This window comes from Burkholderia sp. HI2761, from assembly GCF_002223355.1.
GTDB lineage: Bacteria > Pseudomonadota > Gammaproteobacteria > Burkholderiales > Burkholderiaceae > Burkholderia.
In genome coordinates this window covers 1-1,023 of the sequence record NZ_NKFN01000025.1, presented here as the reverse complement: position 1 = coordinate 1,023, position 1,023 = coordinate 1, and the positions used below count along the sequence as shown (strand labels likewise).

The 1,023-nt window shown below is 67.4% G+C and carries 1 protein-coding gene and 1 pseudogene; both read left to right on the top strand.

Annotated elements, in window-relative coordinates; translation table 11 throughout:
- Nucleotides 1–240, top strand: a pseudogene (locus tag CFB46_RS34955) (sulfonate ABC transporter permease); the annotation flags it as partial.
- Nucleotides 241–262: 22 nt separating this feature from the next.
- Nucleotides 263–1,023, top strand: a 761-nt coding sequence (locus CFB46_RS34950; RefSeq protein ID WP_143751698.1) for an ABC transporter ATP-binding protein, incomplete at its 3' end; no start/stop codon positions are given.

Sequence of the window (1,023 nt, the reverse complement as noted above, 5' to 3'; positions counted from 1 at the left end):
GCGATCACCGCATCGGGCGGCGCGTGGAACGCGAGCATCGTGTCGGAAGCCGTGCAGTGGGGCAACACCAGGATCGAGGCGCACGGCCTCGGCGCCTACATCGCGCAGACCACCGCCGACGGCGATTTTCCGAAGATCATCCTGGGCATCGCCGTGATGTCCCTGTTCGTCACCCTGTTCAACCGCCTGCTGTGGCGCCCGCTGTATGCCTTTGCCGAAGCGAAGCTGCGGCTCGACTGAGACCGATTGAGAGCGAAACGCGATGCACAATCCGAATGCTGTAAACGCCCCCGTCCAGACGTCCCAGCCGCTGCAGCCGCCCCGGCTCGGTGAAGAGATCCTGCGCGTCGATCACGTCTGCCGCGGCTTCAACAAGACCCAGGGCGAGCTGCTCGTGCTCGACGACGCGAACCTGTCGCTGCGCGAAGGCGAGATCGTCGGGCTGCTCGGCCGGTCGGGCTCGGGCAAGTCGACGCTGCTGCGCATCATCGCCGGGCTGATCGAGCCGACCGGCGGCGAAGTGACGTACCTCGGCCAGCCGCTGCGCGGCCCGGCCGAGGGCGTCGCGATGGTGTTTCAGACCTTCGCGCTATTTCCGTGGCTCACCGTGCTGCAGAACGTGGAAGCCGGGCTGGAGGCGCTCGGCGTCGGCGCGCGCGAGCGGCGCGAGCGTGCGCTGGCCGCGATCGACCTGATCGGTCTCGACGGCTTCGAGAACGCGTATCCGCGCGAGCTGTCGGGCGGGATGCGTCAGCGCGTCGGCTTTGCGCGCGCGCTCGTCGTCGATCCGACCATCCTGCTGATGGACGAGCCGTTCTCCGCGCTCGACGTGCTGACCGCCGAAACGCTGCGTACCGACCTGCTCGATCTGTGGACGCAGGGCCGCATGCCGATCAAGTCGGTGCTGATCGTCACGCACAACATCGAGGAAGCGGTGTTCATGTGCGACCGGATCCTCGTGCTGTCGTCGAACCCGGGCCGCGTGATCGCCGAGATCAAGGTGCCGTTCAAGCACCCGCGCAA